We start from the raw sequence: 25,889 nt of genomic DNA, 5'->3' as shown, positions 1-25,889 counted from the left end.
ACCAGGCTCAATGCGGGACGAGCGAGGGAATTTTCTTCGGGTGGCAGCGCGATGGCTTTCGGTGAAGTTCACTGTGAGGTTGAGCGCTCGGACGGGGGACAAGTGGGACCTCCCGTGCCAAGGAGCTGGTCGGATGGATAGGGTCCCGAACTAATGGCAGCAGCACGAGAGCGGCGCGCGGAGGCCGAGACGTTCACGGCCCGGTTGAAAAAGCTGGTTCACCGGGCCCGCACCGGCATGCGCAGAAGCGCCGTGGACTACTTCCGGGGGGACGGTTCGGACTGGGTCGCGCTGGCCGGTCTGCTCCTCACCGTCCCGCTGATCGCGGCCACGACACTCGCCAACTCGGTGTGGTGTTCACCGGCCGCGCTGGTCCTCCCGATCGTCGCGGGCGGCATCCTGCTGCGCCCGGCGAGCCTGCTCGGCCTGTACGCGGCCGCGGCGACCGCGCTGATCGTGGAGTCGGTCCGGCTGGGCCCGTACACGGAGGGCCCCTCCCGCGTCACACCCGGCGTGGTCCTGGTCGTCGCCGCCTGCGGCTTCTTCGGCCTGCTGATCGCCCAGTTCCGCAGCCGCGTGGGCGTGCCCTGGCGGCGCGGCGGCACCATGCTCTTCGACCTGCGCGAACGCATTCGCGTCCAGAGCAAGTTGCCCAAGCTGCCGATCGGCTGGCACCGCGAGATGGCGCTGCGGCCGGCCGGCGGCCAGTCCTTCTCGGGCGACTTCGTTGTCGCGGCCCGTACGAACGGTGGCCGCACGATGGAGGTCGTCCTCACGGACGTCTCCGGCAAGGGCATGGACGCGGGCTCCCGGGCCTTGCTGTTGTCGGGCGCCTTCGGCGGACTCCTCGGCTCCCTGCCCCCGCACGCCTTCCTCCCGGCCGCCAACGGCTATCTCCTCCGCCAGGACTGGGACGAGGGCTTCGCGACCTCGATCCACCTCGTCCTCGACCTCGACTCCGGCGACTACGAGCTCTTCTCCGCCGGACACCCGCCGGGCCTCCAGCTCAGCGCGGGCAGCGGCCGCTGGGAGGAGAAGGCCGCGGAGGGGCCGTTGTTGGGGGTGTACGACGGTGCCCAGTTCGACCCCGTGAAGGGCTCCCTGCGTCCCGGTGACGTCCTGATGCTGTTCACCGACGGCCTTGTGGAGACGTCAGACCGGGACATCGTCGAGGGCATCGACCGCCTCACCGGAGAGGCCGACCGGTATGTCGCCGGCGGCTTCCACGGCGCCGCGTGGCATCTCATCGAGGCGGTGGCGAAGGACGTCAACGACGACAGGGCGCTGCTGCTGGTGTGCCGAGAAGGTCCTACGGCTGCCGCGCAGGCTGCCGCCCGCTGAACCGGTGTTGGTGTGGGCGCGCTGGAAATGCCTGGACCGGCGCTGCCAAGCTGCCCTCAGGAGGCCCACAGTCATGACCGGCACCCCCCGAACCCCCTTGCCCCTGGCCGAAGTAGAGGCCATCGCCCGCGCCGCCCACCAGGGGCAGACCGACAAGGCGGGGCGGCCCTACGCCGAGCATCTTTTCGCCGTCGCCGAGGGCGTACGCGCGCGTGGTGGTGATGACGAGCAGATCGCGGCGGCCTGGCTGCACGACGCCGTCGAGGACGACGCGCTGTCCGAGCGATGGCTCGACGAGGCCGCGCTGAGTCGTCGTACGAAGGACATCGTGCTGGCGGTCACCAAGCGGGCCGGAGAGGCGCCCGAGGTGTATGCGGGGCGCGTACTCGCCACGCCCGGCGCGTTGTTGGTCAAGGAGGCGGACCTGGCGCACAACGCGGACCCGGCGCGCCTCGCACGCCTCGACGAGCCCACCCGCACACGACTGACCGAGAAGTACGCACGGATGCGCGCACTTCTCGGTCTGAATCGTGATTCCGATCGGTGACTAGGGTCTGTCCGGCGGATCAGGTCGCAGGAAAGCAACGGCGCCAAACCAGCGCAGGCAAGCCCCGCGTCTGCGGCATGATCCGCCGGACAGGCCCTAGGCCTGGGCGCGGACCTTCTCGCGATCTCGGGCCAGTTCCGCGGCGTCCCGTTTGAAGGCCCACCGCATCTCGGGTTCCATCGCGAACCGGAAGACGCGCCGCACCGGAGCGGTGCACAGGAGCGTCACGGCGGTGGCCGCGAGGACGGTCACGAAGATCTCGCCGAGGGGGCGGTGCAGCCAGGCGTGGTCGAACCAGCCGTAGAAGTCACCGGCCTTGATCAGGAAGCCGTGCAGCAGGTAGCCGTACAGCGTGCCCGCGCCGAGTGCCGTGAACCACATCTTGCGGCGCGGCACCCACGCGTAGAAACAGGCAGTCAGCACCAGCGAGCAGCCGAACAGGGCGAGCACCATCACGGGCCCGACCCACGCCGGGTTGCCCAACTCCTGGGCCGCGGCGCGGTGGTAGAACCACCCGGTGTTCATCCGGGGCACCGCCCACCAGCCGAAGGCCAGCGCGGCGGCGAACACGGGCACGGACAGGATCCGCACCTCGCGGCGGCGCACCAGCTGGAAGTGCTCGGGCTTCAGGCACAGGCCCAGCACGAAGTACGGCAGGAACTGCAGGACCCGCTGGATGTCCAGGTCGTCGCCGAGCTCCGGCGCGACGGACCCGAACATGGCGACGGCGAGCGCGAGCGGTAGCGGCCAACGCACCGCCTTCCACAGGGGAGTCGTCATACGCCAGATGAAGAGCGCCAGCAGGAACCAGGTGAGGTACCAGGGGTCGAGCAGGCTGATCCCGTGGCCCGGGTCGTCGTTGCCCCAGCGGGCGAAGAGGTTGTAGGCGACCTCGAAGACGACGTACGGCACGAGGACGCCGGTGACCAGGCGCCTGAGCCGGTCGGCGCGCATGTCGAAACCGCGGGAGAAGTAGCCGGAGATGATGATGAACGCCGGCATGTGGAAGGCGTACACGACCATGTACAGGCCTTCGAGGATGCGGCTGTCGCCCTTCAGCGGCTCCCAGGCGTGGGCCGCGGCGACGAGCACGATCGCCAGGTACTTGGCGTTGTCGAAGAAGGCGTCGCGCTGTTTAGGGGGCTGTTGCCCACCCTCTTGGTGCTGGTGTTGCTGTCTGTTCTGCGGGGAGCGCGGACTCGGCACTCCGTCCGCCGGCGAGGGTGCCGGGGGGAGTGGCGCTCGGTTGTGGCCTTGCTGGTGTAGCGAGTTCGTCACAGGAACCTCGCTGCACACTCGGGGGACGAGGCAGCGTAGAACATCTGAGGCACCCTAGCGTTTCCTGTGGGTTTCCGTAAAACCGGCGGCGAATTTACTGTTCATCCGCTGCGGGTACCCGCCATTTCCCGTAAGTCGACATGGTTATGGCGTGACGGCAAGCACACTTCGATCCCGCCTCACCTTCGCCCGGATTGTCGTGCTTCATCCCGACTAAATGGTGCATAAGACCAGCGGGCGACTCTGGCGAAATGTCCGCTTCATTGCTCTATTTCGCGCCTGTGACAACAATTCGAATTAGCTGCGAGCGCGATGTGTGGAGACGGAAACAATCGTCGTGAATAACCTGTGTGGGTGCGGCGTCGAATTCCTGTGCGGTACCACGCGCGGGCGCCTCGGAGGCGCCTCGGACGGCAAAGATCCCGTACGGCTGTGGCCGATGATGCGTCACCGGCCGCATACGGGGGCCTCGTTGGTGGCACGATGGTTCTGGCGGGGGTGCGCGGGGTCGCGCCTCCGGGCCGGGAGAGCGGACCGACCGAGGGTGAGTGATCAGTTGTGGCCATTTCGTTGTCAGTGGTGCTGCTGTTGGCGATCATCCTGGTGGTGTTGATCCGGGGAGGATCGATCAAGGCCGGCCCCGCGGTCGTCGCGGTGCTCTTCGGCTTCTTCCTGGCCTCGACCGGCATGGCCGACGACATCCAGCGCTTCCTCAACTCGATAGCCGAGACGATCAACTCGATCCAGTTCTGACCGTCCGAGCGTGATGCCCGTCGAGGCCAGAAATGCGCAAATCCGGCATTTCTGGCCCGGTGGTGGACTTTTGCGCGAGCGAATGCGCCCGGGTCAATCCGCAGGGGACTCGGTTGGATCGCCGGGGCGGGCTGCCGCGCTCGCGTCGGCTTCGGCCCCTCCCCGAGCAGCGTCCCCGGAAGCGACTCAGGGCCAGGCGGAGGAGTGCTGACTGCCTCTGGCCTGGCCCTGATTCGTATGGAGCGGGCGACGGGAATCGAACCCGCGTAGCTAGTTTGGAAGACTAGGGCTCTACCATTGAGCTACGCCCGCACAAGGCGCGCCGCAGGTCAGGTGACCCCGGCACACAAGGCATCGTAGCGGGTCGTGCGGCGTGACCGCACACCCCACTCGTGGTCGCCCCGCCGCCCGCACGCGCGCTCGTGAAATGCGGCAGCCGTGCCGCCTGCGGGCATGTACCCTACGTGTCGCACCAGACGGGGTGTGGCGCAGCTTGGTAGCGCGTCCGCTTTGGGAGCGGAAGGCCGTGGGTTCAAATCCCGCCACCCCGACCACCGGTCGAGCCATCGGCGACCTGTACCGACCTGATACCTCGAAAGATCGCTTTTTGGGGCGTCCCGCCGCTGCGGCTACTATGCAAGCTGCGCGCCCGTGTGTCTCACACTCTGAAGTCCTCCGGGCGGCGAAACCGCCGGACCTGTCTGGGTCCGCAACCCAAGAAGTCAGCCCCCAAGGAGACCGAACCGTGAAGAGCGCCGTGGAGACCCTGAACCCGACTCGGGTTCGGCTCAGCATCGAGGTGCCCTTCGAGGAGCTCAAGGACAGCCTCGACGCGGCGTACAAGAAGATCAACCAGCAGGTCACGGTGAAGGGCTTCCGGAAGGGCAAGATCCCGGCGCGCGTCATCGACCAGCGGTTCGGGCGCGGTGCGGTTCTGGAGGAGGCCGTCAACGACGCGCTTCCGAAGTTCTACACCGAGGCGGTCAACACGGCCGAGCTCAACGTGCTGGGCCAGCCCGAGGTCGACATCACGGAGCTGAAGGACGGCGAGACGCTGAACTTCACCGCCGAGGTCGACGTCCGCCCGACCATCGAGATCCCGGACTACTCCGGCATCGAGGTCGAGGTCGACGCCGTCGAGGTCACCGACGAGGACATCGACAAGTCCGTCGAGCAGCTCCGCGAGCGCTTCGCCTCGACCTCCCCGGTCGAGCGTGCCGCCGAGGACGGCGACGTCGTGACGCTGGACCTGGAGGCCAAGGTCGACGGCGAGGTCCTGGAGGACGGCGTCGCCGAGGGCGTCTCCTACACCATCGGCTCCGGTGAGCTGCTGGACGGCATCGACGAGGCCGTGAAGGGCGTGGAGGCCGGTGGCGAGGCCACCTTCACCTCCGAGCTCAAGGGCGGCTCGGCGGCCGGCAAGGAGGCCGAGGTCACCGTCAAGGTCACCCAGGTCGCCGCCCGCGAACTCCCCGAGCTGGACGACGAGTTCGCGCAGCTCGCCTCCGAGTTCGACACCCTCGACGAGCTGAAGGCCGACAGCCGCAAGCGCCTCGAGAACATGAAGCAGTACGACCAGGCCACGCAGGCCCAGGAGCGCGTCCTGGAGAAGCTGCTGGAGCTCGTCGAGGTGCCCGTCCCCGAGAAGCTGCTCGAGGAAGAGATCAACACCCGCAAGCACAACCTGGAGCACCACCAGCTCGGCCAGATGGGCCTCGACCTCCCGAAGTACCTGGAGATCCAGGGCAAGACCGAGGAGGAGTTCGAGACCGAGACCCGTGAGGCCGCGGTCAAGGGCATCAAGACCCAGTTCGTCCTCGACGAGCTCGTCAACAAGGAGAAGCTGAACGTCAACCAGGAGGAGCTCACCGAGCACCTCATGCGGCGTGCGGCCTCCTCCGGCATGTCCCCCGACCAGTTCGCCCAGGCGGTCGTCGAGGGCGGCCAGGTTCCCCTCCTCGTCGGCGAGGTCGCCCGCGGCAAGGCCCTGGCCGTAGTGGTCGAGGCCGCCACGGTCAAGGACACCAACGGCGAGGTCATCGACCTGGACGACGAGGACGAGACCGAGACGGCCACGGAGACGGTCGAGGCCGTCGAGGGTGCTGTCGAGGCCGAGGAGAAGACCGAGGGCTGACGCTCACGGCACCTCTGATGGACGTATGACGGGCTCCTGGGCACTGCGACCCGGGGGCCCGTTCGTCGTACCTGGGGGCAGCCACCTCAGGGGCGCGGGGCTGTATCGATATGCGGCTCCGCCGCGATGGGGTCCCCCGCTCGAGCGAAGCCGAGAGTGGGGGAGCGACCGGCCACCGCGGACCCGCAGCCGACCACGTACCAAAAGTCACCACGGCGCTACGCCCCCGGCGAACAGCCCCCTCTGCGGGATTCCCCGAAGGGACCAGCGCGTTAGGGTCCATGAGTACCAGGGCGGGGAAGTCCCGCAAACTGCCCAGCCCCCGGACGGGAACACGTGAGACGGCCCGGCGCCGTCGTAAGACGAGCAGGTGGATACGTGACGAATCTGATGCCTACCGCTGCCGGCGAGCCTTCCATCGGTGGCCTCGGCGACCAGGTCTACAACCGGCTGCTCAACGAGCGGATCATCTTCCTCGGCCAGCCGGTCGACGACGACATCGCAAACAAGATCACCGCGCAGCTGCTGCTCCTTGCCGCTGACCCGGACAAGGACATTTACCTCTACATCAACAGCCCCGGCGGCTCGATCACGGCCGGCATGGCGATCTACGACACCATGCAGTACATCAAGAACGACGTGGTGACGATCGCCATGGGCCTCGCCGCCTCCATGGGCCAGTTCCTGCTGAGCGCGGGCACCCCCGGCAAGCGCTTCGCGCTGCCGAACGCGGAAATCCTGATCCACCAGCCCTCCGCCGGCCTGGCCGGCTCGGCCTCCGACATCAAGATCCATGCGGAGCGGCTGCTGCACACCAAGAAGCGCATGGCGGAGCTGACGTCCAGGCACACCGGTCAGTCGTTCGAGGAGATCACCCGCGCCTCCGACCGTGACCGCTGGTTCGACGCCGACGAGGCCAAGGAGTACGGCCTCATCGACGAGGTCATCAGCACGGCCGCCAACATGCCGGGTGGCGGCGGCACCGGGGCCTGAGGCCCCAGCACAGCCCCCAGCCGACCGCCTCAGCCTCTAGGAGAGAGACAGTGAACGACTTCCCCGGCAGCAGCCTGTACGACCGCACACGCGCCGAGTACACGGGTCCCACGGCGGAGTCCCGTTACGTCATCCCGCGCTTCGTCGAGCGCACCTCGCAGGGCATCCGCGAGTACGACCCGTACGCGAAGCTCTTCGAGGAGCGGGTCATCTTCCTCGGCGTCCAGATCGACGACGCCTCCGCCAACGACGTCATGGCGCAGCTGCTGTGCCTGGAGTCGATGGACCCGGACCGTGACATCTCGGTCTACATCAACAGCCCCGGCGGCTCCTTCACGGCGCTGACCGCGATCTACGACACGATGCAGTTCGTGAAGCCGGACGTCCAGACGGTCTGCATGGGCCAGGCGGCCTCCGCCGCGGCGATCCTGCTGGCCGCCGGCACGCCGGGCAAGCGCATGGCGCTGCCGAACGCGCGCGTGCTGATCCACCAGCCGTACAGCGAGACGGGTCGCGGTCAGGTCTCCGACCTCGAAATCGCCGCGAACGAGATCCTACGGATGCGTGCGCAGCTGGAGGAGATGCTGGCCAAGCACTCGACCACGCCGATCGAGAAGATCCGCGAGGACATCGAGCGCGACAAGATCCTCACGGCCGAGGAAGCGCTCTCGTACGGCCTGATCGACCAGATCATCTCCACCCGGAAGATGAACAACGAATCCGTGCGCTGACGCGGACGCTGTATCGTCTGCCGCCCCTTGGCACGGTTTGACACGCTGCACGTCAAAGCGAACCGTGCCAAGGGGGGCCCGAACGGGGGGCCCGGCAAGGTACCGTCGGACATAAGGCAGCACCAGGAGCCGCTGGACCTAGGCGTCTCCCAGGCGAAGGGGAAGCACACCGTGGCACGCATCGGTGACGGCGGCGATCTGCTCAAGTGCTCGTTCTGCGGCAAGAGCCAGAAGCAGGTCAAGAAGCTCATCGCAGGGCCCGGTGTGTACATCTGCGACGAGTGCATCGACCTCTGCAACGAGATCATCGAGGAAGAACTCGCGGAGACGAGCGAGGTGCGCTGGGAGGAACTCCCCAAGCCCCGCGAGATCTACGAGTTCCTCGAGGGTTACGTGGTCGGCCAGGAGCCGGCCAAGAAGGCGCTCTCGGTCGCGGTGTACAACCACTACAAGCGGGTCCAGGCCGGTGAGAACGGCGGCGGTCAAAACCGCGAGGACGCCATCGAGTTGGCCAAGTCCAACATCCTTCTGCTGGGCCCCACGGGCTCCGGCAAGACGCTGCTGGCGCAGACACTGGCCCGCATGCTGAACGTCCCGTTCGCGATCGCCGACGCGACCGCGCTGACGGAGGCGGGCTATGTGGGCGAGGACGTGGAGAACATCCTCCTCAAGCTCATCCAGGCCGCCGACTACGACGTCAAGAAGGCCGAGACGGGCATCATCTACATCGACGAGATCGACAAGGTCGCGAGGAAGAGTGAGAACCCTTCCATCACCCGTGACGTGTCGGGCGAAGGTGTTCAGCAGGCCCTGCTGAAGATCCTGGAGGGCACGACGGCCTCGGTGCCGCCGCAGGGCGGGCGCAAGCACCCCCACCAGGAGTTCATCCAGATCGACACGACGAACGTCCTGTTCATCGTGGGCGGCGCGTTCGCGGGCCTGGAGAAGCTCATCGAGTCGAGGGCGGGCGCCAAGGGCATCGGCTTCGGCGCCACGATCCGCTCGAAGCGGGAGCTGCAGTCCAAGGACCAGTTCGAGGACGTCATGCCCGAGGACCTGGTCAAGTTCGGCATGATCCCCGAGTTCATCGGCCGCCTCCCCGTCATCACCTCGGTCCACAACCTGGACCGCGAGGCGCTCCTCCAGATCCTGATCGAGCCGCGCAACGCGCTGGTGAAGCAGTACCAGCGCCTCTTCGAACTCGACGGCGTGGAGCTGGACTTCGAGCGCGAGGCCCTGGAGGCCATCGCCGACCAGGCCATCCTGCGCCAGACCGGCGCGCGCGGCCTGCGCGCCATCATGGAGGAAGTCCTCATGTCCGTGATGTACGAGGTCCCGTCCCGCAAGGACGTGGCCCGCGTCGTCATCACGGCGGACGTCGTCCACTCCAACGTGAACCCGACCCTGATCCCGCGCGACGCGCGCCCCGGACGGGGCCCGGGCGAGCAGAAGACGGCGTAACCGCCACCGCCACAGGCATGAGCGAGGGGCCCCGGTCGATCAACCGACCGGGGCCCTTCGCCGTTGACGGAGTGTCAGACTCAGGCCTCGACGCGCACGTCGTTACGGAGCTTGGCGGCCAACTCGGCCGCGTCCTCCATCGACGTGCTCTTGCCGTCGGCCAGGCCGGCGATGTCGTACGAGATCACATAGCTGAGGGTGCTGTGGTCACCCCAGATGCAGATGGGCATCGTCGTGGTCGTACCGGACTCGGTGGACTCGATCTCCTGGCACTTCATGACGCCGTTGTCGAAGCCGGACGGCGTGAACTCCTTGGGGCTGCCCACGAGTTTGCCGTCGGAGGCGTCGGCCTCCGCCACGGAGTCCTTCTTCATCTCGGCGAACAACGCGTCCACGACCTTCTCCGGGTCGTCGATCGTGCCGTACACGCCGGCGAACATCAGGCTCTTCATGCTGAGCCCGGAACCGGCCGTGTAGACGGCGCTGACGTCCTTGGGGTCCTTGACCCCCCACGACTCGGCGTCCTTGATCTCCTCGTCGGTCATCCCGTCGGTCTCGGCGTCGCTGCCCTTCTTGTACGTGCCGTCGACGACCGTGGCCGGCGTCGAGAGCTTGTGCGCCCCGTCGTCGGCGATGTCGGAGCCGCTGCCGCTCCCGCTGCCCGCGCCGATCACGAAGTACGCCCCCACGGCGATCGCGGCCACGACGGCCACCGCGCCGAGGATGATCCCCACCTTCTTCCCGCCGCCGCCTCCGGAGGGCGGCTGGGGCACCCCGTACGGCGCCTGGCCGTAGGGCGGCTGCTGGCCGTACGGGTCCTGCTGGCCGTACGGCGGCTGCGGCTGGGTCGGGACGCCCTGCGTGGGCTGCTGCGGGTAGCCGTAGCCCGGCTGGGGCGGAGGGGCCTGCTGGGGGTAGCCGTAGCCGGGCTGGGGGGCCTGCGGCGGCTGGCCGTACGGACCGGGCTGGCCGTACGGTCCTGGCTGCTGTGGCTGCCCGCCGTACGGGCCCGGCTGGTTGTAGCTCATCTCTGGGTTCCCCTCCAGATGCTTATGTGTTCCTGACATCCTGGCCCAGTCACAAGAACCACACGGCCCCGGGGCACGCACCGTTACAGAGGAATCCCGTTTCGGGACTGCCCGGTGACACCCCTAAACTGAGCGGGTGACCGAGAACGCTCAGCAGCAGCCAACAGCGCCCCACACCGAACTGCCGACTCAGTACGCGCCGGCCGATGTAGAGGCGGCGCTGTACGAGCGCTGGGTAGAGCGCGGCTACTTCGAGGCGGACGAGAAGAGCGACAAGCCGCCGTTCACCGTCGTCATCCCGCCGCCGAACGTCACGGGCAGCCTGCACCTCGGCCATGCCTTCGAGCACACGATCATCGACGCCCTCACCCGCCGCAAGCGCATGCAGGGTTACGAGACGCTGTGGCAGCCCGGCATGGACCACGCCGGTATCGCGACCCAGAACGTCGTCGAGCGCGAGCTCGGCAAGGAGGGCAAGTCCCGTCACGACCTGGGCCGCGAGGCCTTCGTCGAGCGTGTCTGGCAGTGGAAGGCCGAGTCCGGCGGCCAGATCTCCGGTCAGATGCGCCGCCTTGGCGACGGCGTCGCGTGGTCCCGCGAGCGCTTCACCATGGACGAGGGGCTCTCCCAGGCCGTCCAGACCATCTTCAAGCGGCTCTACGACGACGAGTTGATCTACCGCGCCGAGCGCATCATCAACTGGTGTCCGCGCTGTCTCACCGCGATCTCCGACATCGAGGTCGAGTACCAGGACGACGACGGCGAGCTCGTCTCCATGAAGTACGGCGAGGGGGACGACACGATCGTCGTCGCCACCACGCGCGCGGAGACGATGCTCGGCGACACCGCCGTCGCCGTTCACCCGGAGGACGAGCGGTACAAGCACCTCGTCGGCAAGCTCATCAAGCTGCCGCTGACGGACCGTTCCATCCCGGTCGTCGCGGACGAGCACGTCGACCCCGAGTTCGGCACGGGCGCCGTCAAGGTCACCCCGGCCCACGACCCGAACGACTTCGAGATCGGCCAGCGGCACGACCTGCCGGCCATCACGATCATGGACGAGCATGCGGTCATCACCGCCCACGGCCCCTTCCAGGGCCTGGACCGCCTGGAGGCCCGCTCGGCGATCGTCGCCGCGCTGCGCGCCGAGGGCCGGATCGTCGCCGAGAAGCGGCCGTACGTCCACTCGGTCGGCCACTGCTCGCGCTGCAAGACCACGATCGAGCCCAGGCTCTCCATGCAGTGGTGGGTCAAGGTCGGCCCGCTGGCGAAGGCGGCCGGCGACGCGGTCCGCGACGGCCGGGTCAAGATCCACCCCCAGGAGATGGAGAAGCGGTACTTCGACTGGGTCGACAACCTCCACGACTGGTGCATCTCACGGCAGTTGTGGTGGGGCCACCGCATTCCGGTCTGGTACGGCCCCGACGGCGAGGTCGTCTGTGTCGGTCCCGACGAGGAGCCGCCGAGCGGCGAGGGCTGGCGTCAGGACACCGACGTCCTCGACACCTGGTTCTCCTCGGGTCTTTGGCCCTTCTCGACCCTCGGCTGGCCCGAACAGACCGAGTCGCTCGCGAAGTTCTACCCGAACTCCGTCCTGGTCACCGGCTACGACATCCTCTTCTTCTGGGTCGCCCGGATGATGATGTTCGGCCTGTACGCGATGGACGGCACCCCGCCGTTCCACACCATCGCCCTGCACGGCATGGTCCGCGACCAGTTCGGCAAGAAGATGTCGAAGTCCTTCGGGAACGCTGTCAATCCGCTGGACTGGATGGACAAGTACGGCTCCGACGCGCTGCGTTTCACCCTCGCGCGCGGCGCCAACCCGGGCGTCGACGTCCCGATCGGCGAGGACTGGGTCCAGGGCTCCCGCAACTTCGCCAACAAGATCTGGAACGCCACGCGCTTCGCGCTCATGAACGGCGCGACGGTCGAAGGCCCGCTGCCGGACGCCGCCGAGATGTCGGCGACCGACCGCTGGATCCTCTCCCGTCTCAACGCCACCGTCGCCGAAGTCGACGCGCTCTACGAGGACTTCCAGTTCGCGAAGCTCTCCGACGCCCTCTTCCACTTCGCGTGGGACGAGGTCTTCGACTGGTACGTCGAGCTGTCCAAGACGACGTTCCAGGCGGGCGGCGAGCCGGCCGAGGTCTCCAAGCGCGTCCTGGGCGAGGTCCTCGACGTCACGCTGCGACTGCTGCACCCGGTCGTCCCGTTCGTCACGGAGACGTTGTGGACGACGCTGACGGGCGGCGAGTCGGTCGTCATCGCCGAGTGGCCGGCCGACTCGGGCTTCCGGGACGCCGAAGCCGAGCGCGAGATCGAGACGCTCCAGTCGGTCATCACCGAGGTCCGCCGCTTCCGCTCCGACCAGGGCCTCCAGCCCGGCCAGCGAGTCCCGGCCCGCCTGACGCTGGACGGCACGGCGCTCGCGCCCCACGAGGCCGCCATCCGCCAGCTCCTCCGCCTCCAGCCGGAGGGCGAAGAATTCGCGGCCACGGCAACCCTGCCGGTCGCGGGAGCCACGGTCGCCCTCGACCTCTCCGGCACGATCGACGTCGCGGCCGAGCGCAAGCGCCTGGCCAAGGACCTCGCGGCGGCCGAAAAGGAGAAGTCCCAGGCAACGGCCAAGCTCGGCAACGAGGCGTTCCTGGCAAAGGCCCCGGACAACGTCGTGGAAAAGATCCGCGCCCGCCTCACGAAGGCCGACGAGGACATCGAGCGCATCAAGACCCAGCTGGACCGCCTGCCACAGGCGTAGGTGGTTGTACGGAAGTGAGGGCCCCGGTACTGAAAAGCGCCGGGGCCTTTCGCAACTCAAGGGGCCCGGTGCTACGAAGCACCGGGCCCCATCACCCACCTGGGGGCGCGGGGAACTGCGCGACCAGCCCCCACCGGCCCGCAGACGAAAGACGAGCCGACCTCCGTAGACTGCCCTTGTGAGCGAAACCGACCCCTTCGACGAGATCGTCGCCGCAGAGACCGACCGCGACCCCGACCTCGCGATCATCGAGGCAGGCAGCCGCACCCTGCGTACCCAGGGCGCCCCGCCGGAGGCCGACGTGCCGGGACGCCCCGACGACCCCGAGGTCGACAAGGCCCTGCGCCAGGTCGAGGCGGACCTGGCGACCCGCTGGGGCGAAACAAAGCTGGAGCCCTCCGTAAGCCGTATCGCCGCGCTGATGGACGTCCTGGGCGAGCCGCAGCGCTCGTACCCCTCGATCCACATCACGGGAACGAACGGCAAGACGTCAACGGCCCGCATGATCGAGGCCCTCCTCGGCGCCTTCGACCTCCGCACCGGCCGCTACACCTCCCCCCACGTGCAGTCCGTGACCGAGCGGATCAGCCTCGACGGCGCCCCGATCTCCGCCGAGCGCTTCATCGAGACGTACGAGGACATCAAGCCGTACATCGAGATGGTCGACGGCATGCAGGAGTTCCGGCTCTCCTTCTTCGAGGTGCTGACCGGCATGGCGTACGCAGCCTTCGCGGACGCGCCCGTCGACGTGGCCGTCGTCGAGGTCGGTATGGGCGGCAGCTGGGACGCCACCAACGTGATCGACGCGGACGTCGCCGTCGTCACCCCCATCGACCTCGACCACACCGACCGGCTCGGCGAGACGCCCGGCGAGATCGCCGCCGAGAAGGCGGGCATCGTCAAGCAGGACGCGACCGTCATCCTGGCCCAGCAGCCGGTGGACGCGGCGCAGGTGCTGCTGAAGAAGGCCGTCGAGGTCGACGCCACAGTGGCCCGGGAGGGTCTGGAGTTCGGCGTTGTGGCCCGCCAGGTCGCCGTAGGCGGACAGCTGGTGACCCTGCGCGGGCTCGGCGGCGAGTACGACGAGGTGTACCTCCCCCTGCACGGCGCCTACCAGGCGCACAACGCGGCCGTGGCGCTCGCCGCCGTCGAGGCGTTCTTCGGCGTCGGCTCCCAGCGGCCCGAGCGGCTCGACATCGACACCGTCCGCAAGGCCTTCGCCGCGGTCTCCTCGCCGGGCCGCCTGGAGGTCGTACGGCGCTCGCCGACCGTCGTCCTGGACGCGGCGCACAACCCGGCGGGCGCCCGCGCGACCGCCGAGGCGGTGCAGGAGGCCTTCGAGTTCAGCCGGCTGATCGGGGTCGTGGGCGCGAGCGGCGACAAGAACGTACGGGGGCTGCTCGAAGCCTTCGAACCGATCTTCGCCGAGGTCGTCGTCACGCAGAACTCCAGTCACCGCGCGATGGACGTGGACGAACTGGCCGGAATCGCCGTCGAGGTGTTCGGTGACGACCGCGTCCAGGTCGAGCCGCGGCTGCCCGACGCCCTGGAGGCCGCGATCACACTGGTCGAGGAGGACGGCGAGTTCGCGGGCGGCGGTGTCCTGGTCACCGGCTCCGTCATCACCGTCGGCGAGGCCCGACTGCTTCTGGGGAGGGGCTGACTTTCCGTGCGTACGCTCTGTGCTTCGACGCTGATCGGCGAATTCTTCGTGATCGGCTTCGCCGGACTTGTCGCGATGAAGGACCCCGATCTGTCCACGACGACGGTGTGGACGGTCAGCGGCATCGCGATGCTGCTCTCCGTCCTGCTGTGCGGTGTGGTGACCCGGCCCGGCGGCGTCCAGCTCGGCTGGGCCTTCCAAGTCGCGCTGATCGCCTCCGGCTTCGTCGTCCCGACCATGTTCTTCATGGGCGCGATCTTCGCGGCCCTGTGGTGGGCCTCCGTCCACTACGGCCGGAAGATCGACGAGGCGAAGGCGAGATTCGCAGCTCAGGCGGATTCCGCCTCGGCTGACGCGGTGTAAGAGGCACTCATACAGGCCCTGTAGCCTCAGCATCACCCCGCACGTTTTATACGAAGGAGCTCGCTCGTGACCCAGCGCACCCTCGTCCTCCTCAAGCCCGACGCCGTCCGTCGTGGCCTGACCGGCGAGATCATCAGCCGTATCGAGCGCAAGGCCGGCTGGCAGATCACCGCGCTGGAGCTGCGCACCCTGGACCAGGAGACCCTGGAGCAGCACTACGGCGAGCACAAGGGCAAGGTCTTCTACGAGCCGCTGGTCGAGTTCATGGCGTCCGGTCCGGTCGTCGCCCTGATCGTCGAGGGCGAGCGGGTCATCGAGGGCGTCCGCGCGCTGGCCGGCCCGACCGACCCGATCGCCGCCGCCCCGGGTTCCATCCGCGGGGACTTCGGTGTGATCGTCCGTGAGAACCTCATCCACGCCTCCGACTCCGAGGAGTCCGCCGAGCGCGAGGTGAAGATCTTCTTCCCGGGCCGGGCCTGAATCTCCGTCAGTAACCCACACGTCCGACCATTCGTCTGACCTGGGACGGCCGCGCATTTCCGGCCGTCCTTCGGCATATGCGTGCCGATCGGGGGAACGAGTGCCCCCGATGGACCGTCTCCACAAGCGAGGCGGTGCTTCATCTGCTGACAATGGCGAAGACCCTCGCGCGGTGTTCGTGCAGGCGCGTCTACGATGGAAGCCTTCACGTCACTGCACCCACTTCGCCGACCTGAAAAGCCCTCAAAAGCTCCCAGGAAGGCCAGTCGAATCCTGATGGGGAACTCAATGTCGTTCATCGGCCGTGACATGGCTGTCGACCTCGGGACCGCCAACACGCTGGTGTACGTCAGGGGTCGCGGGATCGTACTCAACGAGCCGTCAGTCGTCGCGATCAACACCAACACCGGTGGAATTCTCGCGGTCGGCTCCGAAGCGAAGAAGATGATCGGGCGTACGCCCGGCAACATCGTTGCCGTGCGTCCGCTGAAGGACGGCGTGATCGCCGACTTCGAGATCACCGAGCGGATGCTCCGCTACTTCATTCTGAAGATCCACAAGCGGCGGTATCTGGCTCGTCCGCGGGTCGTCGTCTGTGTGCCCTCGGGCATCACGGGCGTCGAGCGCCGCGCCGTCATCGAGGCGTCGTCCCAGGCCGGCGCCCGTCAGGTGCACATCATCGAGGAGCCCATGGCCGCGGCCATCGGCTCCGGCCTGCCGGTCCACGAGGCCACCGGCAACATGGTGGTGGACATCGGCGGCGGCACGACGGAGGTCGCGGTCATCTCGCTCGGCGGCATCGTCACCGCTCAGTCCATCCGTGTCGCCGGCGACGAGCTGGACAACGCGATCATCCAGCACATCAAGAAGGAGTACTCCCTTCTGCTGGGTGAGCGGACGGCCGAGCAGATCAAGATCACGATCGGTTCCGCGTACGACCTCGACGACGACCAGCACACCGAAATCCGCGGCCGGGACCTGGTCTCCGGCCTCCCCAAGACCGTCGTGATCTCCGCGGCCGAAGTCCGCAAGGCGATCGAGGAGCCGGTCAACGCGATCGTCGACGCCGTGAAGACCACGCTCGACAAGTGCCCGCCGGAGCTGTCCGGTGACGTCATGGACCGCGGAATCGTTCTGACCGGCGGCGGCGCCCTGCTCAAGGGCCTCGACGAGCGGCTGCGCCGCGAGACCGGCATGCCGATCCACATCGCCGAGGACCCGCTGGACAGCGTGGCGCTCGGTTCCGGCAAGTGCGTGGAGGAGTTCGAGGCGCTCCAGCAGGTGCTGGACGCTCAGCCCCGCAGATGACGTAACTCTTCGATTCCGCCGTACGGGATGATCTCCTCTCGTACGGCGGATCGTTGATATAGAGGCATAAGCTCCCACAAAAGAGCCCCAGGGGTTACCCCGGCATTCCCAGGGTCACCCGTCGGGCTTCCCGCATTCTTATGAGGAAGGGCACGGCCGCCGCACGTGAGGGACACACGAGAGAGCCGGCTGCTCCTGGTGCTGCTGATCGCCATCGCGTTCGCGCTGATCACGGTGGACATCCGCGGCGGAGAGGACTCACCGGTCGACGGTGCCCGCCAGGTCGCGGCCACGGTCTTCGGCCCGATCGAGAACGGTGTGTCGGCAGCGGTAGACCCGGTCGGCAACGCGGTCTCCGCGATCCGCGACTCGGGCGACCGCCACGACCGGCTCGCGGCCCTGGAGACGGAGAACGCGGCTCTCAAGGCGAAGCTCGGCAGCGACGACCGCAACAACAGCCGCCTCAAACAGCTCGACAAGATGCTGAAGATCGCGGGCGAGGGCCAGTACGGCATCAAGGGCGCCGAGGTCATCGCGATAGGAGCGGCCCAGGGCTTCTCCTGGACCATCACGATCGACGTCGGCGTGAGCGACGGCATCAAGCGCGACATGACCGTCTTGAACGGGGATGGCCTGGTCGGGCGCGTGACGACGGTCGGGCCCAACACGGCGACCGTGCTGCTCGCCAACGACCCCGACTTCACCGTCGGCACCCGCATGGAGTCCACCGACGAACTCGGCTTCGCCTCCGGACAGGGCGACCGCCCGATGCGCGTCGAACTCCTCAACGGCAAGGCCCAGATCAAGAAGGGCGACCGGTTGGTCACCTTCGGCTCCCAGGCCGACAAGCCGTTCGTGCCCGGCGTCCCGGTCGGCATCGTCTCCCAGGTCGACCCCTCCGGCGGCAACCTGACCCGCATCCTCTACGTCACGCCGTACGTCAGCTTCACCAAGCTCGACATCGTCGGCGTCGTCGTGGAAGCCCCGAAGAGCGACCCGCGCGACACGGTCCTCCCGGACAAGCCGAAGCCCACCCCCACGCCGACCGTGACGGTGACGGTCACCCCGTCGGCGAACGCGCCCGTCGACGGCCAGCAGCAAGAGCAGTAGGAGCTGAGTTTTCCCATGCGCTTCAACCGGATCCTGCTCTCCACCACGCTGGTAGTCGTCGCCCTGGTCCTCCAGGTGAGCGTCCTGGCCCGCCTCCACCTCCCGGGCGCCGTCCCCGACCTGCTCCTCCTGACCGTCCTGGGCCTCGCCATGGTCTACGGCCATGTCGGCGGCGCCCTCGTCGGCTTCGGCGCCGGTCTCCTCGCCGACCTCGCCCCGCCCGCCGACCATGCCGCCGGCCGCTACGCCCTCGTGCTGTGCGTCATCGGCTACTTGGCAGGGCTGATCAAGCCCGAGAACGGCCGCCTCAAGTCGGCCACCGGCCCCATGCTCGTCGTGGTCGGCGCCGCGATCGGCTCGACCCTGCTCTACGCCGGCGTCGGCGCCCTCGTCGGCGACACCGCCGCCCGCCATGTCGGCCTCGCCGGGCTGCTGTTCAGCGCCGCCCTGTACGACCTGCTGCTCGCCCCGTTCGTCGTCCCCGGCATCATGTTCCTGGCCCGGCGCGCGGAGAACGACCCGCTCGCCGAGACCAACTCCCCCGCGAAATCCACCGACATCTCCTCCGGCTGGCTCTCCGCCGGCACCGGCCTGCGCATCGGCAGCCAGCGCGGCGGCCTCGGCGGACTGAAGGTGAAGGCCTCCCGGGTCCGCACGGCACGCGCGGGACGCATCAAGGGGGTCAAGCGGCTGTGAACACACGCCAATTGACGGTCGCGGGACCCCGACTTCGGGTCCACAGCTTGACCGTGTACTCGTATCACTCGTACGCGTACTGAGAGGGGGAGGCAGCAGCAGTGACCAACATCCCGGAGACCGGTCGGAGCCCACGGGTCCAGACCCGCCTCATCATCATCCAGATCCTCGTCCTCTCCCTCCTGGGCACCCTCGGCGGCCGCCTCTGGTACCTCCAGATCCGCAACGGGCAGGAGTACGCGGCGGAGGCCTCCGGCAACCACGTCCAGCAGGTCGTCGAGCCCGCCGTACGCGGCTCGATCCTGGACGCGCGCGGTGTGCCGATCGCCGACAACGAGACCCGGCTGGTGGTCTCCGCCTCCCGCACCGACCTGCTGAAGATGGCCGACGACGGCAAGGCCGTCCTCACCAAGCTGGCCGGCGTGCTTGGCATGAAGGCCAAGGACGTCATCGAGAAGGTCCGGCTGTGCGACGCCAAGACGCCGCAGCCCTGCTGGAACGGCTCGCCCTACCAGCCCATCCCCATCACCGACGAGGCCACCGCCAAGCAGGCCCTCCAGATCCGCGAGCGCGCCGAGGACTTCCCCGGCATCACCGCCGAGCCGGAGGCCGTACGCCGCTACGCCGCCCCCGGCGGCGCCAACACCGCCCAGGTCCTCGGCTATCTCTCGCCCGTCACGGACGAGGAGATCACCCAGGCCCAGGACACCGACTCGCCCTACCTGCGCTCTGACCAGGTCGGCCGCTCGGGCCTGGAGCGGGAGTACGACAAGGAACTGCGCGGCAAGGCCGGCGTCACCCGCTACGAGGTCGACAACCTCGGCCGCGTCATCGGCGAGGCCGAGGCCGACGCCGCCGAGCCCGGCTCCAACCTCGTCACCAGCATCGACTCCCGCGTCCAGCGGGTCGCCGAGTACGAGCTGAACGACGCCATGAAGGAAGCCCGCAAGCAGTTCGACGACAACACCGGCGAGAACTACAAGGCGGACTCCGGCGCGGTCGTCGTGATGGAGGCCAAGACCGGCCGCATCGTCGCCATGGCGTCCAACCCGTCGTACGACCCCAACGCCTGGGTCGGCGGCATCTCCGCCAAGGACTACACGAAGCTCACCGGCAAGGACTCCAACTACCCGCTCCTCAACCGGGCCATACAGGGTCAGGCGGCGCCCGGCTCGATCTTCAAGGTGGTCTCCACGGCCGCCGCCGTCGAGGCCGGCTACGACTTCGACGGCAACTACGACTGCTCCAGCTCCTACTCGGTCGGCGGCCAGGTCTTCAAGAACTTCGAGTCGCAGGGCTACGGCCCGATCAACCTGGGCCGGGCTCTTGAGGTCTCCTGCGACACCGTCTTCTACCGGCTCGCGCACAGCGAGTGGCAGCGCGACGGCGGCATCAACCCGAAGAAGGGCGAGCCCAAGGACTACTTCTTCAAGGCCGCCCACCAGTTCGGCCTCGGCTCGACCACCGGAATCGACCTGCCCAACGAGGTCTCCGGCCGGATCCCGGACCGCCAGTGGAAGCAGAACTACTGGAAGGCCAACAAGGACGTCTGGTGCAAGACCGGTAAGAAGAACGGCAGTTACGTCGAGCAGATCGCCTACGAGAACTGCCTCGAAGGCAACAAGATGCGCGCCGGTGACGAGATCAACTACTCCATCGGCCAGGGCGACACCCTCGTGACCCCGATCCAGATGGCCACGATCTACGCGGCGATCTCCAACGGCGGCACCCTGTACGACCCGACGGTCGGCAAGGCCATCGTCAGCGCCGACGGCAAGAGCGTCCAGGAGATCAAGCCCAAGTCGCACGGCAAGCTGCCCGTGAGCAAGGCCACGCTGAGCGAGATGGACGAGGCCCTCGCGGGCGTCGCCACCCGGGGCACCGCCGCCTGGCGGTTCGCCGACGTCGGCTGGCCGCAGGACAAGATCGCGATGCACGCCAAGACCGGTACCGCTGAGGTCTACGGCAAGCAGACGACGTCGTGGTTCGCCACGTACACCAAGGACTACACGGTCGTCATGACGATCTCCCAGGGTGGTACGGGCTCCGGCGCCTCGGGCCCGGCCGTCCGCAACATCTACGACGCGCTCTACGGCGTCTCCGACGACGGCACGATCAACAAGAAGAACGCCCTGCTGCCCACCCCGCAGAAGAGCCTGCCGAAGGTCCAGACGGACGGCTCGATCATCTCTCCGAAGGTCTCCAAGGACCCGGCCAAGGAGCAGCGGGCCAGCCAGGAGGGCCTCGCCGAGCAGGACGAGACGCAGCTGGCGGGGACCACGGCCTCGCCCACGACAGGCAACCGCGACACCCGACGGCGACGGCGGGGCGGCGGTCGTAGGAATCGTCAGAGTTGTCAGAGGGGAAGCCGGAGGATGCTCACATGACCGGCAACAGCTTCTCCGTCTCCGGGTACGGGCCCGACCGGGCCGGCTGGACGCGGCTCTTCGCCCGTGACTCGCTGGCCCGGCGCCTCGACTGGCCGATACTGCTGTCGGCCATCGCCCTGTCGCTCATCGGCTCGGTCCTCGTCTACTCGGCGACCCGCAACCGCACCGAGCTCAACAACGGCGACCCGTACTACTTCTTCTTCCGGCACCTCCTCAACACCGGCATCGGCTTCGCCCTGATGATCGGCACGGTCTGGCTCGGCCACCGCACCCTGCGCACGGCCGTGCCGATCCTCTACGGCCTCTCGGTGTTCCTCGTTCTGTTGGTGCTCACCCCGCTGGGCGCGACCATCAACGGCGCCCACGCCTGGATCGTCGTCGGCGGCGGCTTCTCGCTCCAGCCCTCCGAGTTCGTGAAGATCACGATCATCCTGGGCATGGCGATGCTGCTCGCGGCCCGCGTCGACGCGGGCGACAAGGCGTACCCGGACCACCGCACGGTGGTACAGGCCCTGGGCCTGGCGACCGTCCCGATCCTGGTCGTGCTGCTCATGCCCGACCTCGGGTCGGTGATGGTGATGGTGATCATCATCCTCGGTGTGCTGCTCGCCTCCGGCGCCTCCAACCGCTGGATCTTCGGCCTGCTCGGCGTCGGCGCGCTGGGCGCGGTCGCGGTGTGGCAGCTCGGCGTGCTCGACGAGTACCAGATCAACCGCTTCGCCGCCTTCGCCAACCCCAACCTGGACCCGGCCGGCGTCGGCTACAACACCAACCAGGCCCGTATCGCGATCGGCTCGGGCGGACTGACGGGCTCGGGCCTCTTCCACGGCTCGCAGACCACGGGCCAGTTCGTCCCCGAACAGCAGACGGACTTCGTCTTCACGGTCGCGGGCGAGGAACTGGGCTTCGTCGGCGCCGGGCTGATCCTGGTCCTGCTCGGCGTGGTCCTGTGGCGCGCCTGCCGCATCGCCCGCGAGACGACCGAGCTCTACGGCACGATCGTCGCCGCCGGGATCATCGCCTGGTTCGCCTTCCAGGCCTTCGAGAACGTCGGCATGACCCTGGGCATCATGCCGGTGGCGGGCCTGCCGCTGCCGTTCGTGTCGTACGGCGGTTCGTCGATGTTCGCGGTGTGGGTGGCGGTGGGTCTGTTGCAGTCGATTCGGGTACAGAAGCCTATGTCGGCATAGGTCACCTCATGGTCCCCTCGGGTTTCCCTGGGGTTCATCCATGGTGTGCTCTGTTGTTGCGGACCGACTGCAACTAGATTCGGGTCATGGCGGACACAAAGCGCGAGATCGAGCGTAAGTACGAGTCCGACGAGAGCGGTCTTCCGAACCTCACCGGCGTCGCGGGTGTCGCAGCCGTCATCGACAAAGGTGTCGCCGAGCTGGACGCCACCTACTACGACACCGCCGACGAGGCCCTCGCCGCCGCGTCGATCACCCTGCGCCGCCGCACCGGCGGCTCCGACGCGGGCTGGCACCTGAAGTTCCCCGTCGCCCGCAACGTGCGCGACGAGATCCAGGCCCCCCTCTCCGACACCGTGCCCCGCTCCTTCACCGGGCTCGTCCGCTCCCGCGTCCGCGACGCCGAGCTGCTGCCCGTCGTCCGGCTCCGCTCCGCCCGCGACATCCGCCACCTCGTCGACGCCGAGGGCGCGCTGCTCGCCGAGGTCAGCGTCGACGCCGTACGCGCCGAGCGCCTCGCCGGGGGCGCCGGCAAGGCCCAGTGGACCGAGATCGAGGTGGAGCTCGCCGACGACGCCGACCCCAACTTCCTCGACAAGGTCGAGAAGAAACTACGCAAGGCGGGCGTCCGACCGTCCGCGTCGGCGTCGAAGCTGGCGCGGGCGCTGGAGGAGACGGCGGGGAAGAAGAAGCGCAAGGGGACCAAGGGGAACGCTCCCGCGGACCCCGTGACCGCCGGCGACCACGTCCTCGCATACGTCCGCGCCCAGCGGGACGCGATCATCGAGCTCGACCCCGCGGTGCGGCGCGACGAGTACGACTCCGTGCACAGCATGCGCGTCGCCACCCGTCGGATGCGCAGCGCCTTCCGGTCGTACGGCAAAGTCCTCGACCGGACCGTGACCGACCCGATCGGCGACGAACTGAAGTGGCTCGCGGGCGAGTTGGGCGTCGACCGCGACCAGGAGGTCCTCACGGAACGCATCACCGCCGCCCTGGACGACCTGCCCCGCCAGCTGGTCTCCGGCCCGGTCCGCGGCCGTCTGCGCACCTGGACGAACGCCCGACGCGGGGGATCGCGCCGCCGCCTCATCGCCGTACTGGACGGAAAGAGGTATCTGGAGCTGCTGGGCACGCTGGACGCACTGGTCGAGGACCCGCCGCTCCTCGAAGCGGCCGCCGGGCAGCCCTCCAAGGTGATCGCCAAGGCCGTACGGAAGGACTTCGGCAAGCTGGCCGCACTGGTCGAGCAGGCGGTGGAGCTGGAGCCGGGGTCCGATCGCGACCTCGCGCTGCACAACGCGCGCAAGAAGGCCAAGCGGACCAGGTACGCGGCGGAGACGGCGGCCCCGGCGCTCGGTGACCCCGCGTCCGCCCTCGTCAAGTCGATGAAGTCCCTGCAGACCCTGCTGGGCGACCACCAGGACAGCGTGATGACCCGCGAGGCCCTGCGCGAGCTGGCGGGACAGGCACACGCGGCGGGGGAGAGCTCCTTCACGTACGGGGTGCTGTACGGGCGCGAGGAGCAGCGGGCAGCGGCCGTGGAGGCCGAGGTGCCCGAGGCCTGGACGGGGATCAAGGGCGGGGCGGAGGTCTGAGGGGCGTTAGGCTGGATGGCCACCCCTGCACCACCCCCTGTCAGCCCACGGAAGTGCGAGATGTCAGCCGAAACCGCCGAGGCCGTTGAGTCTGTGTTCCCGCAGCTCGAAGCTCTGCTCCCGCATGTGCAGAAGCCGATCCAGTACGTCGGCGGAGAGCTCAACTCCACGGTCAAGCCGTGGGAGACCTGTGACGTCCGCTGGGCGCTCATGTACCCCGACGCCTACGAGGTCGGCCTGCCCAACCAGGGCGTCATGATCCTCTACGAGGTGCTCAACGAACAGCAGGGCGTCCTCGCCGAGCGCACGTACAGCGTGTGGCCGGACCTGGAGGCGCTGATGCGCGAGCACCGGGTCCCGCAGTTCACGGTGGACAGCCACCGCCCGGTGAAGGCCTTCGACGTGTTCGGCCTGTCGTTCTCGACGGAGCTGGGCTACACGAACATGCTGACGGCGCTCGACCTGGCGGGCATCCCGCTGGAGTCGAAGGACCGGGGCCTGGACGACCCGATCGTGCTGGCCGGCGGCCACGCCGCCTTCAACCCCGAGCCGATCGCCGACTTCATCGACGCGGCGATCATCGGCGACGGCGAGCAGGCCGTGCTCGACATGACGGAGATCATCCGCGAGTGGAAGGCGGAGGGCCGCCCCGGAGGCCGCGAGGAGGTCCTCTTCCGCCTCGCGAAGACGGGTTCGGTGTACATCCCGGCGTTCTACGACGTGGAGTACCTGGCGGACGGCCGTATCGCGCGTGTCGTACCGAACAAGAGCGGTGTGCCGTGGCGGGTGTCGAAGCACACGGTCATGGACCTGGACGAGTGGCCGTACCCGAAGCAGCCCCTGGTCCCTCTCGCGGAGACGGTCCACGAGCGGATGTCCGTCGAGATCTTCCGCGGCTGCACGCGCGGCTGCCGCTTCTGCCAGGCCGGCATGATCACGCGCCCCGTGCGCGAGCGCTCGATCACGGGTATCGGCGAGATGGTGGAGAAGGGCCTGAAGGCGACGGGCTTCGAGGAGGTGGGGCTGCTTTCGCTGTCGAGCGCCGATCATTCGGAGATCGGCGACATCGCGAAGGGCCTGGCGGACAGGTACGAGGAAGACAAGATCGGCCTCTCCCTCCCCTCCACCCGCGTGGACGCCTTCAACGTGGACCTGGCGAACGAGCTGACGCGCAATGGGCGGAGGTCGGGCCTGACCTTCGCGCCCGAGGGCGGCTCGGAGCGCATGCGCAAGGTCATCAACAAGATGGTGTCGGAGGAGGACCTCATCCGGACGGTGTCGACGGCGTACGGCAACGGCTGGCGCCAGGTGAAGCTGTACTTCATGTGCGGCCTGCCCACGGAGACCGACGAGGACGTCCTCCAGATCGCCGACATGGCGATGAACGTGATCGCCGAGGGCCGCAAGGTCTCGGGCCAGAACGACATCCGCTGCACGGTCTCGATCGGCGGCTTCGTCCCCAAGCCCCACACGCCCTTCCAGTGGGCCCCGCAGCTCTCGGCTGAGGAGACGGACGAGCGCCTCACCAAGCTCCGGGACAAGATCCGCGGCGACAAGAAGTACGGCCGCTCGATCGGCTTCCGCTACCACGACGGCAAGCCGGGCATCGTGGAGGGCCTGCTGTCGAGGGGCGACCGGCGGGTGGGTGCGGTGATCCGCGCGGTCTACGAGGACGGCGGCCGCTTCGACGGCTGGCGCGAGCACTTCTCCTACGACCGCTGGATGCGCTGCGCGGAGAAGACGCTGCCGGCGTACGGGGTCGACGTCGACTGGTACACGACCCGCGAGAAGACCTACGAGGAGGTCCTGCCCTGGGACCACCTCGACTCCGGCCTGGACAAGGACTGGCTCTGGGAGGACTGGCAGGACGCCCTCGACGAGACGGAGGTCGAGGACTGCCGGTGGACGCCTTGTTTCGACTGTGGGGTGTGCCCCGCCATGGACACGACCATTCAAATCGGCCCTACGGGCAAGAAGTTGCTGCCGTTGACGGTCAAGCAGCCTGCCGGGGGCGGGCACAGTCACTGAGTCGGTCGGCCGGGGCTGCCGTCGGTGGCAGCCCCG

At 68.2% G+C, this 25,889-nt stretch carries 20 protein-coding genes and 2 tRNA genes; 19 read left to right on the top strand and 3 right to left on the bottom strand.

Translation table 11 applies throughout. The features are described 5' to 3' along the window. Window positions 1–153: 153 nt before the first annotated feature. On the top strand, window positions 154–1,341 hold the full coding sequence (locus tag AC5DRG_RS18380; protein WP_491811622.1) for a PP2C family protein-serine/threonine phosphatase: 1,188 nt from the start codon (window positions 154–156) through the stop codon (window positions 1,339–1,341). 73 nt (window positions 1,342–1,414) lie between these two features. Next, window positions 1,415–1,888 (top strand): HD domain-containing protein, encoded by a 474-nt coding sequence (locus AC5DRG_RS18375; protein WP_491811621.1) that lies wholly within the window; start codon window positions 1,415–1,417, stop codon window positions 1,886–1,888. A gap of 96 nt (window positions 1,889–1,984) precedes the next feature. Here the strand turns inward: AC5DRG_RS18375 and AC5DRG_RS18370 are convergent, their stop codons facing one another. Continuing rightward, window positions 1,985–3,166, bottom strand: a complete 1,182-nt coding sequence (locus AC5DRG_RS18370) for an acyltransferase family protein (protein WP_491811620.1) — start codon at window positions 3,164–3,166, stop codon at window positions 1,985–1,987. A gap of 558 nt (window positions 3,167–3,724) precedes the next feature. Between AC5DRG_RS18370 and AC5DRG_RS18365 the strand changes: the two genes are divergently transcribed. Continuing rightward, window positions 3,725–3,919 (top strand): hypothetical protein, encoded by a 195-nt coding sequence (locus AC5DRG_RS18365; RefSeq protein WP_190035304.1) that lies wholly within the window; start codon window positions 3,725–3,727, stop codon window positions 3,917–3,919. Between the two features lie 238 nt (window positions 3,920–4,157). Here the strand turns inward: AC5DRG_RS18365 and AC5DRG_RS18360 are convergent. Next, window positions 4,158–4,231, bottom strand: a tRNA-Gly gene (locus AC5DRG_RS18360). 165 nt (window positions 4,232–4,396) lie between these two features. Here AC5DRG_RS18360 and AC5DRG_RS18355 point away from each other — a divergent pair. The 5 genes from AC5DRG_RS18355 to clpX all read left to right on the top strand — a co-directional run bounded on the left by AC5DRG_RS18355 (window position 4,397) and on the right by clpX (window position 9,238). After that, window positions 4,397–4,473 (top strand) — tRNA-Pro (locus AC5DRG_RS18355). A gap of 191 nt (window positions 4,474–4,664) precedes the next feature. Next, complete coding sequence (gene tig, locus AC5DRG_RS18350; RefSeq protein WP_491811619.1) at window positions 4,665–6,053, top strand: trigger factor; 1,389 nt, start codon at window positions 4,665–4,667, stop codon at window positions 6,051–6,053. A gap of 390 nt (window positions 6,054–6,443) precedes the next feature. Then, on the top strand, window positions 6,444–7,046 hold the full coding sequence (locus AC5DRG_RS18345; RefSeq protein ID WP_491813074.1) for an ATP-dependent Clp protease proteolytic subunit: 603 nt from the start codon (window positions 6,444–6,446) through the stop codon (window positions 7,044–7,046). Window positions 7,047–7,096: 50 nt separating this feature from the next. After that, entirely contained in the window at window positions 7,097–7,777 is a 681-nt protein-coding gene (locus AC5DRG_RS18340) for an ATP-dependent Clp protease proteolytic subunit (protein ID WP_491811617.1), read from the top strand. A 171-nt stretch (window positions 7,778–7,948) separates the two neighbouring features. Further along, window positions 7,949–9,238, top strand: coding sequence for an ATP-dependent Clp protease ATP-binding subunit ClpX (gene clpX, locus AC5DRG_RS18335; protein ID WP_491811616.1), 1,290 nt, complete (start codon window positions 7,949–7,951; stop codon window positions 9,236–9,238). 80 nt (window positions 9,239–9,318) lie between these two features. Here the strand turns inward: clpX and AC5DRG_RS18330 are convergent, their stop codons facing one another. After that, window positions 9,319–10,266: a hypothetical protein gene (locus tag AC5DRG_RS18330; protein ID WP_491811615.1), complete on the bottom strand. Its 948-nt coding sequence runs from the start codon at window positions 10,264–10,266 to the stop codon at window positions 9,319–9,321. Window positions 10,267–10,402: 136 nt separating this feature from the next. On the opposite strand from AC5DRG_RS18330, the gene AC5DRG_RS18325 reads away from it, so the two are divergent. From AC5DRG_RS18325 to AC5DRG_RS18275, 11 genes are all read left to right on the top strand, one after another. Continuing rightward, entirely contained in the window at window positions 10,403–13,027 is a 2,625-nt protein-coding gene (locus AC5DRG_RS18325; RefSeq protein WP_491811614.1) for a valine--tRNA ligase, read from the top strand. Between the two features lie 178 nt (window positions 13,028–13,205). Then, on the top strand, window positions 13,206–14,690 hold the full coding sequence (gene folC / locus AC5DRG_RS18320) for a bifunctional tetrahydrofolate synthase/dihydrofolate synthase (RefSeq protein WP_491811613.1): 1,485 nt from the start codon (window positions 13,206–13,208) through the stop codon (window positions 14,688–14,690). A 6-nt stretch (window positions 14,691–14,696) separates the two neighbouring features. After that, window positions 14,697–15,053: a DUF4233 domain-containing protein gene (locus tag AC5DRG_RS18315; protein ID WP_491811612.1), complete on the top strand. Its 357-nt coding sequence runs from the start codon at window positions 14,697–14,699 to the stop codon at window positions 15,051–15,053. 66 nt (window positions 15,054–15,119) lie between these two features. Then, complete coding sequence (ndk, locus tag AC5DRG_RS18310; RefSeq protein ID WP_491811611.1) at window positions 15,120–15,533, top strand: nucleoside-diphosphate kinase; 414 nt, start codon at window positions 15,120–15,122, stop codon at window positions 15,531–15,533. Window positions 15,534–15,821: 288 nt separating this feature from the next. Further along, on the top strand, window positions 15,822–16,841 hold the full coding sequence (locus AC5DRG_RS18305) for a rod shape-determining protein (protein ID WP_355921444.1): 1,020 nt from the start codon (window positions 15,822–15,824) through the stop codon (window positions 16,839–16,841). A gap of 165 nt (window positions 16,842–17,006) precedes the next feature. Next, entirely contained in the window at window positions 17,007–17,951 is a 945-nt protein-coding gene (gene mreC / locus AC5DRG_RS18300) for a rod shape-determining protein MreC (RefSeq protein WP_491811610.1), read from the top strand. 15 nt (window positions 17,952–17,966) lie between these two features. Beyond that, window positions 17,967–18,647, top strand: coding sequence for a rod shape-determining protein MreD (gene mreD / locus AC5DRG_RS18295; protein WP_491811609.1), 681 nt, complete (start codon window positions 17,967–17,969; stop codon window positions 18,645–18,647). Window positions 18,648–18,748: 101 nt separating this feature from the next. Further along, entirely contained in the window at window positions 18,749–21,034 is a 2,286-nt protein-coding gene (mrdA, locus tag AC5DRG_RS18290) for a penicillin-binding protein 2 (protein WP_491811608.1), read from the top strand. Continuing rightward, window positions 21,031–22,227, top strand: coding sequence for a rod shape-determining protein RodA (gene rodA, locus AC5DRG_RS18285; protein ID WP_491811607.1), 1,197 nt, complete (start codon window positions 21,031–21,033; stop codon window positions 22,225–22,227). Before mrdA ends, rodA begins: the two co-directional genes overlap by 4 nt. 86 nt (window positions 22,228–22,313) lie before the next feature. After that, complete coding sequence (locus AC5DRG_RS18280; RefSeq protein WP_491811606.1) at window positions 22,314–23,825, top strand: CYTH and CHAD domain-containing protein; 1,512 nt, start codon at window positions 22,314–22,316, stop codon at window positions 23,823–23,825. 60 nt (window positions 23,826–23,885) lie between these two features. Beyond that, window positions 23,886–25,853: a TIGR03960 family B12-binding radical SAM protein gene (locus tag AC5DRG_RS18275; RefSeq protein WP_491811605.1), complete on the top strand. Its 1,968-nt coding sequence runs from the start codon at window positions 23,886–23,888 to the stop codon at window positions 25,851–25,853. Window positions 25,854–25,889: the final 36 nt, after the last annotated feature.

The sequence above is a fragment of the Streptomyces sp. JLBG701 genome (genome assembly GCF_058544905.1).
The sequence above is the reverse complement of the archived record's forward strand: the minus strand, read 5'-3'. Positions and strand labels throughout refer to the sequence as shown.

Coding starts and splice junctions, on each gene's coding strand:
- AC5DRG_RS18380 (WP_491811622.1), top strand. CDS start 154: ATGGCAGCAGCACGAGAGCGGCGCGCGGAGGCCGAGACGTTCACGGCC.
- AC5DRG_RS18375 (WP_491811621.1), top strand. CDS start 1,415: ATGACCGGCACCCCCCGAACCCCCTTGCCCCTGGCCGAAGTAGAGGCC.
- AC5DRG_RS18345 (WP_491813074.1), top strand. CDS start 6,444: ATGCCTACCGCTGCCGGCGAGCCTTCCATCGGTGGCCTCGGCGACCAG.
- AC5DRG_RS18330 (WP_491811615.1), bottom strand. CDS start 10,266: ATGAGCTACAACCAGCCGGGCCCGTACGGCGGGCAGCCACAGCAGCCA.
- AC5DRG_RS18305 (WP_355921444.1), top strand. CDS start 15,822: ATGTCGTTCATCGGCCGTGACATGGCTGTCGACCTCGGGACCGCCAAC.
- mreD (WP_491811609.1), top strand. CDS start 17,967: ATGCGCTTCAACCGGATCCTGCTCTCCACCACGCTGGTAGTCGTCGCC.
- rodA (WP_491811607.1), top strand. CDS start 21,031: ATGACCGGCAACAGCTTCTCCGTCTCCGGGTACGGGCCCGACCGGGCC.
- AC5DRG_RS18280 (WP_491811606.1), top strand. CDS start 22,314: ATGGCGGACACAAAGCGCGAGATCGAGCGTAAGTACGAGTCCGACGAG.
- AC5DRG_RS18275 (WP_491811605.1), top strand. CDS start 23,886: ATGTCAGCCGAAACCGCCGAGGCCGTTGAGTCTGTGTTCCCGCAGCTC.